The organism is Microcoleus sp. T3_B1 (genome assembly GCF_036700445.1).
GTDB lineage: Bacteria > Cyanobacteriota > Cyanobacteriia > Cyanobacteriales > Microcoleaceae > Microcoleus.
In genome coordinates this window covers 20385-27606 of record NZ_JAUBOX010000090.1, presented here as the reverse complement: position 1 = coordinate 27606, position 7222 = coordinate 20385, and the positions used below count along the sequence as shown (strand labels likewise).

The following is a 7222-nucleotide window of genomic DNA, read 5'->3' as shown; positions in this document are numbered from 1 at the left end:
TGACTTCGACTGCTAACTCTGGCGTAGAGGATGGTTGGTTTAGTAGATGGAATATTGACAACTGAGTCTCCGTCGTATCGTCGCTGTCCTGATGGTGTTCTGTACGCTTTGATTTTCCCTTCTTTTTCCCACCGCTAAGCGTGTTTTTGAACATACTCCGAGTCGTTGAATAGCGATTCTTGGTGGTACATATGTGGACATATTGGGTTTGGTTAGGTGAATTATTCCCGTATACACCAATTGTCGAATTTATCACGGAAATGTCTAAGAAAAGCCCGTCCTAGGGATTACTCCCATCCTGAGTCTGCGAAGGAATCAATCCAGGGGCCCGGCACTAAATTGCTTGATTGCCTGCCAGAGCTGATTGTAGAGAAATAAAAGTGATAGATTTGAATGGGATTCCTATCGACTTTGCCGTCAATTTATTCACCGCGCTAATTGGCAACACTTTGTTCGCGCTTTCCAGCGGAACGGAGTAGAGATGACTTAGTTTTTTCTATTGTTAGAAGCAAGTTAATCATTTGAAAACCCAGCCAGTCTTTATACGGAATTTTACATCGATTCGTATTGATAAATAAGAAGTCACAGGTATCCATGTCAGGGAACAGGTATGAAAATGGGATACAGATAAAACCCAATCTTTTTAACCTGTTGGTAATTTTGTTAACTTCCTCAGCGCTAATAGAACCTGGCATAAAATCGTGAAACTCTATAGTTATCTGCTTAACATTGCAGAGCGTGGCATCGCTAGTTGAGTTAAAAACGGCTTCTTCAGCACCTTCAATATCTATCTTCAACAAATCAACTAACTCGATGCTCTGGTTGTTCAGAAAAGTTTCTAAAGTGATACCATCCACTGATATCTCTCCCTGAAGGCCGTAGACACTAGCAGCTTCCTGACTAATACTGTTACATTCTCGATTATCTGAAACATATATTTTTAATGGCTCATTTCGGTCTGATATAGCATAATTAAACTTTTTAACTAAGCCATTCTCTGGGAGTTGAGAATACACAGAAGGAACTGCTTCTATTGCGTAACACCTACAATTGAATTCGCGAGTTATCGCTTCGCTAAATTGACCGACATTGGCGCCTAAATCGATCACTAAAGAGTCAGAGCCGAGGATTTTAGAATAAATAGTATGAGTTTTGAGATTGCTCAAGCCTGAATGCTCTTGCCAGAAATCGATAGATTTCACTAATAAATTATAAAGTGTCATAAGTGGCGGAATAAATTATGGTTGATACCAACATTAAAAACCATGTGTGCCGACTGAGGGAGGAAAATTAATTAATTGTAACAATACTTTGGTAGGATATACTCTGGCAGCTAAAACCCACAACTTCAAATCGACATGAGCCAGCATTCAGACCGCATTGCCCCTCACGGCGGCACCCTGGTCAACCGCATTGCCACACTAGACCAGAGACAAGAATTTTTCGATAAAGCAGAGTCCCTGCCGCGAGTCCAGTTGTCGGATCGATCGATCTCCGACCTGCAAATGATCGCCATCGGCGCCCTGAGTCCCCTCAAAGGGTTCATGAACGAAGCGGATTATCGATCGGTCGTTAAACAAATGCGCCTCTCCAACGGCCTTCCGTGGTCGGTTCCCATCACCCTCTCGGTAACAGAAGAAGTCGCCGCCCCCCTGAAAGCAGGAACTTTAGTGCGCCTCGACACCCCGGCGGGCAAATTTGTCGGGCTCTTGGAACTTGCAGAAAAATATCACTACAGTAAAGAAGAAGAAGCCCTCAACGTCTACCGCACCGACGACCTCAAACACCCGGGTGTCCAGGTAGTAGACAAATCCGGGCCCGTTAACCTCGCAGGCGACATTTGGCTGCTGGAACGCGAACTAGATGTCCGCTTTCCCCAATACCAAATTGACCCGGCGAAATCGAGAATGCTGTTCACAGAAAAAGGATGGAAAACCATAGTCGGTTTCCAAACCCGAAACCCCATCCACCGCGCACACGAATACATCCAAAAATGCGCCTTAGAAACAGTAGACGGCTTGTTCCTGCACCCGCTAGTCGGGACGACTAAGGATGACGACATCGCCGCTGACGTGCGGATGCGCTGCTACGAAATTCTGCTAGAAAAATACTACCCAAAAGATCGCGTAATTTTGGCAATTAATCCGGCGGCGATGCGCTACGCCGGGCCGCGAGAAGCAATTTTTCATGCTTTAATCCGCAAAAACTACGGCTGCACTCACTTTATCGTGGGGCGCGATCACGCGGGAGTTGGCGATTATTACGGGACTTACGATGCCCAACATATTTTTGATGAATTTGAGCCGGGAGAATTGGGAATTGTGCCGATGAAATTCGAGCACGCTTTCTATTGCAAACTGACGGAACAAATGGCTACAACTAAAACAAGCCCAAGCACTCCCGAACAACGGGTGCATTTGTCGGGAACCAAAGTTCGGGAAATGCTGCGCGCTGGAAAATTGCCGCCGCCGCAGTTTTCCCGGCCGGAAGTCGCCGCAGAATTAGCCAAGGCCATGAATATTTTCAATTACGAGATTTAAATCTTGAAGATTGGTGTGGGCGACATTCTGCATAGTTTTGAATTTTGAGTTTTGAGTTTTAAATGGGAAATTTTAAACTTAAAGCTCAAAAGTTAAAACTTAAAAACTCCCTTAATCCTAAACAGTCACAATCTAATTAATTCCCCTAAAATTAGTGAGGGGAATTTAACTTAAAATTCAACGCTTAAAATTCAAAGCTATTTAAAAATGGGACTCAAGCGGCGGGAATTTTTGCAGCAAGCTGGCCGGGTGCTGGCCGCCATCGGCATCAGCGAGGCTTTGTGGCTGCCGTTGGGCTCGCGCTACCTCCAAGCCTTAGCGCAGCCGACAGCCAGGAAATTGGCTTTGTTGGTTGGCGTTGACAAATATCCAGACTCGCCCCTGCACGGCTGCGTCACGGATGTGGAAATGCAGCGGGAACTGCTGATATATCGGTTTGGGTTTGTGCCCTCGGACATTTTGACTTTGACTGACGCTCAAGCTACCAGGGAAAATATCGAGACGGCTTTTGTAACTCACTTGGGCGAACAAGCAAAACCCGGTGACGTGGTAGTTTTTCACTTTAGCGGCTGCGGTAGCCGAGTCAGTTTGGCCGAGTCTCCTGGAAAAATGCAAAACAGTTTGGTGCCGGCGGATGATGTTTTGCCGCTGTTAGCAAACCGGGCGGTGAACGATATTTTAGAGGAAACGCTGTTGCTGTTGGTGCGCTCGCTCGCGACAGAAAATGCGATCGCCATCCTCGACACCAGCTACACCTATCCGGGTTTCCCCAAAAACGGTAACTTTCGCATTCGCTCCCGCCCCCGCCCCACCATCGGCGAGCTGGGTATCGCAGAATTAACGTTTGCCCAAGACCTCCGATCCCGCCCAAATCTCCGCCCTGCGGCAGCCCTACTTGCCGCAGGCGCGAATTCCCAACTCGCCGCCGAACAAGAGTGGAACGGATTTACCGCAGGTCTGTTTACCTACGCCCTCACCCAAACTTTGTGGTGGGCAACTCCCGCTAGCAGCTTCAGCGTCAGTTTCAGCCGCGCGGCGGGTAATGTCGAGCAAATCGCGGGGTTATCGCAGCAACCGCAAATTCTTAATCACGATTTAACAACCGCGCCGGCGGTGAATTTTTCAAATTTAATCTTCAATTCCCCTGCATCTGACGGCGCTGTGACGGCGGTGGAAGAGGGGGGCAAAACTGTGCAGTTGTGGCTGGGCGGGTTGTCGCCCTCGGTTTTGGAGTGCTCCGAGGGTTCTGTGTTTGCAGTGGATTCCTCCGAGGGCGCGAGGCTTTTGCTGCGGGGACGCACGGGCCTCTCTGCTAAAGCCCAAGTTTTAGACGGGTTCGATCGAACTTTCGGCCAATTAGCAGTCGGCGAACTGGTGAGGGAAGAAATTCGGGTATTGCCACGAAACATCGGTTTGACAGTAGCTTTGGACTCAGGTTTGGAACGCATCGAGCGCGTGGACGCTACCAGCGCCTTTGCGACTGTGCCACAAGTTTCGGCGGTAGGCAGTGAGCAATGGGCTGACTGTCGGTTCGGCAGAGTCCCGGAAACAACTTTAGCCGAAACAGTCTCGGCTCACGAGCCTGCTTTGTATCAAAGCCGTTACGGTTTGTTTTCTTTGGCTCAAATGCTGATTCCCGATACTGAGGGCGACGGGGGAGAAGCAGTTAAGGTGGCGGTGCAGCGCTTGACTCCGCAGTTGAAAGCGCTGCAGGCTGGGAAGTTGCTGCGGCTGACAGCCAATGAGGGGTCTTCGCGCCTGAAGGTGCGGGCGGTTCTGGCAACTACCGCACCGCAAGCGCGGGCTGTGGCGCAGCGAGAGCCTGTGCGGGCCGGCGGTGATTATCGGCTGGAACCGCTGAGCGGGGAAAGTGAGAAATCGGCAAGCGCTCATATACTAAGTTTGCCAGAGGGCAGCCGAGTTCGCTACAGATTGTATAACGACAGCGATCGCCCGGTTTACTTTGCGGTGTTTTGCTCGGACAGCGCCGGACGGCTGTCAGCGATCGGCGCTGAGAGCAAAGAGTCTGTGGGAGTTATGTCGCGGGCGATCGCTCCTGGGGAGAATTTGACTCTACCGGCGGCTGGGGGGAGCGGGTGGGCGGTATCGGGGCCGATCGGACTTGCGGAAACTATGATTATATTTAGTGAGAGTTCCTTCGCTCAAACTCTGGCTGCAATAGAAGCCGAAATGCAGCAAACGAGGGATGCCCTGCCAATTCGAGTGTTGTTGAATCCTTTAAAGGTGGCGCGGGCGGTACTCGAAGATTTGCACGCGGCTAGCATTCCGGGGGTACAGAAAGTGGGGATATCAACGGATGATTTGGCTTTGGATGTGAATGTTTGGGCAACTCTGAGTTTTGTTTATCGGGTTGTTTAATTGAAAAATGGGGACTTGGGAATGTTTTCTATAACCTATAATCCGAATCTATCCCAGTACGAAATCGATATTCACTTCCAAATCAGGAAAGGCGAGCGACGCAACTTGTTGACCCCGCCAAAATTTTTGGATTAAACTGTAACCATTCGGAGTTGGCTGGCGGTAAACTTCTAAACATTGTGCCTCTATATCTACTAGCCAAACTTCTTGAATTAGCGATCGAGCGTAAATCAGAACTTTCACATCTCGATCGTAATCAACCGTGCTATCGGATACTTCTACCAACAGCAAAACTTCTGACGGTACTGGATGTGCTGTTGAATAGTAATCAGCCCGGGGTTGCAGCAATACTATATCAGGTTGAGGTTCGGTTCGCTCGCTCAACTGGATGGGGTTTTGCACATCCAGAAAAGCCCGGTTACTGGGAATTTCGCTGAACAGTCCGATGAATCGTCTCACACAGGAAGCATGACGAGTTCCAATTGCTGCCATTTGGATAAGTTCTCCTTCTATCAGTTCTACCCGATCGCCCTCGGAAAGAATACCAGCTTTGCCCATTAAATGATATTCTTCTACGGTCAACAACCTTTTGAGTAATTGCACTGCCATAACCTACCGCGCTGCTAATTATTATTTTTTAAATTGTAGTCGATCTGCCAAGGAAGAAGTCAATCGATTTTAGATTTTAGATTTTAGATTTTAGATTAAAGCATTGACCCCACAGATCAATTCGGGGGGCAAGTTTCATCGGATACAGGTTTTTTATTTCTGGACGGATGAATCACGTGGCCGGTATCCTGGATGCTTTCGGTCATTATCATCGGTAACTGATAATTGGTAATTGGTAACTTGTAATGCCCTTCGACTTACTCCGGCTACGATCAGCACGAGTCGCTCAGGAACCGCGTACCCGAAGTATTGGGAATGTTAACAGTCAACTGTCAACTGTCAACTGTCAACTGCCAACTGCCAACTGCCAACTGTCAACTGTCAACTGACTGATAAAGCTTTTCTACCATTTGAGCCAAGCGTTTCATGGCAGTTTCAATCTCATCATTTGTTGCAGTCAAACTGATGCGTAAACACTCATGTTTGTGCTGCCAATCTTCCCGCAAACCGGGGAAGAAAGAACTTCCTGGCACGACAATTACGCCGACTTTTTTCAACTCTTGATACAGTTCCCAATCAGTCATTGGCAAATCTTTCAGCCACAACCATGCGAAAATTGCTCCTTCGCCCCGGTGCAAAAACCACGGCAAATCTTTCGGCATTGCTTGTTCTAGGGTGCTTTCTACGATCGCAAATTTGCTTTGATAGTACGGCCGAATTACGTTGATGGAAATGTCGGCAAGAGCGCCGGAAGCAATGGCACGAGTTGCGATCGCCTGTCCGTATCTCGGCGAATGAATGCACATATTGGTCTGAAAACATTCTAATATTTGAATGATTTTTTCATCGCCGATCGCAATTCCGATTCTTTCACCCGGCAATCCGGCTTTCGACAAACTCATACAGTGCACGATATTGCCGCCAAAAATCGGCGTCATTTCGGTAAAATTCAAGGACGGGAACGGAGGGCCGTAGGCGGAATCCACGAACACCGGCACGTCGAAAGCGGCTGCTAAATCGGCAATTTTCTTAACTTCGTCGTCGGTGAGAACGTTGCCGGTGGGGTTGCAGGGACGGGAAAAAATGACGCAACCAGTGGTTTGGTCGATCGACAGTTGGCTGAAATCCGGGCGGTATTTGAACCTGTGAGCAGCCGCATCAATATCGAGGGTAGGTTTGCAGGCGACTACCGCTTCGGGAATCAAGCTAACGCCGCCGTAACCGGTGTAGTCTGGGCTCAGCGGTAGCACGATATTTTTAAGGCTACCCCCCCTAGCCCCCCCTTGGTAAGGGGGGGATGGGGGGGGTGTAGTGTAGCCGCCGAAAGCGTTGGCTGCGTAGAAGTAAATCGATTGACTTCCGGGAGTAATTAGGATATTGCGATCGGTCAAATTGAGTCCGTAACGCTGGTTAAAATCCGTCCGCACCGCATCAATCAACGGCTGATAACCTTGACTGGAACCGTAGCGACAAACAACCTCGCCGTATTCCGGGCTGGCCAAAAGTTCCGCAGTGCAGTCGCGCCACAACTGCTCGACTTCCGGCAAAATTACCGGATTTCCGGCGCTCAAATTGATAAACTCCTGCCCGCTGCCGGCTCTGAGAGTTTCAATAATATCTTTCATAATTGCCCGAACTCCCGTGAGGTGGGACATCTGAGCGCCAAATTGAGTCAGGGCAGGGTTCATAGCAAA

Annotated in this window: 5 protein-coding genes; 2 read left to right on the top strand and 3 right to left on the bottom strand. The window is 48.9% G+C overall.

The annotated features are described in order from the left end of the window. Positions 1-434: 434 nt before the first annotated feature. Positions 435-1223, bottom strand: a complete 789-nt coding sequence (locus QT990_RS30420) for an FkbM family methyltransferase (RefSeq protein ID WP_333143027.1) — start codon at positions 1221-1223, stop codon at positions 435-437. A 135-nt stretch (positions 1224-1358) separates the two neighbouring features. Here QT990_RS30420 and sat point away from each other — a divergent pair, with 135 nt between their 5' ends. Together sat and QT990_RS30410 are read left to right on the top strand one after the other, a co-directional pair. Beyond that, positions 1359-2540 (top strand): sulfate adenylyltransferase, encoded by a 1182-nt coding sequence (gene sat, locus QT990_RS30415; RefSeq protein WP_333143028.1) that lies wholly within the window; start codon positions 1359-1361, stop codon positions 2538-2540. Positions 2541-2747: 207 nt separating this feature from the next. Next, a complete protein-coding gene (locus tag QT990_RS30410; RefSeq protein WP_333466137.1) occupies positions 2748-4919 on the top strand; it encodes a caspase family protein in 2172 nt (723 codons plus the stop codon). Positions 4920-4967: 48 nt separating this feature from the next. Here the strand turns inward: QT990_RS30410 and QT990_RS30405 are convergent, their stop codons facing one another. Together QT990_RS30405 and QT990_RS30400 are read right to left on the bottom strand one after the other, a co-directional pair. Next, entirely contained in the window at positions 4968-5528 is a 561-nt protein-coding gene (locus QT990_RS30405) for a Uma2 family endonuclease (protein WP_333207316.1), read from the bottom strand. 374 nt (positions 5529-5902) lie between these two features. After that, positions 5903-7216, bottom strand: a complete 1314-nt coding sequence (locus QT990_RS30400) for a valine--pyruvate transaminase (protein WP_333143031.1) — start codon at positions 7214-7216, stop codon at positions 5903-5905. Positions 7217-7222: the final 6 nt, after the last annotated feature.

Coding starts and splice junctions, on each gene's coding strand:
- QT990_RS30420 (WP_333143027.1), bottom strand. CDS start 1,223: ATGACACTTTATAATTTATTAGTGAAATCTATCGATTTCTGGCAAGAG.
- QT990_RS30400 (WP_333143031.1), bottom strand. CDS start 7,216: ATGAACCCTGCCCTGACTCAATTTGGCGCTCAGATGTCCCACCTCACG.
- QT990_RS30405 (WP_333207316.1), bottom strand. CDS start 5,528: ATGGCAGTGCAATTACTCAAAAGGTTGTTGACCGTAGAAGAATATCAT.
- sat (WP_333143028.1), top strand. CDS start 1,359: ATGAGCCAGCATTCAGACCGCATTGCCCCTCACGGCGGCACCCTGGTC.
- QT990_RS30410 (WP_333466137.1), top strand. CDS start 2,748: ATGGGACTCAAGCGGCGGGAATTTTTGCAGCAAGCTGGCCGGGTGCTG.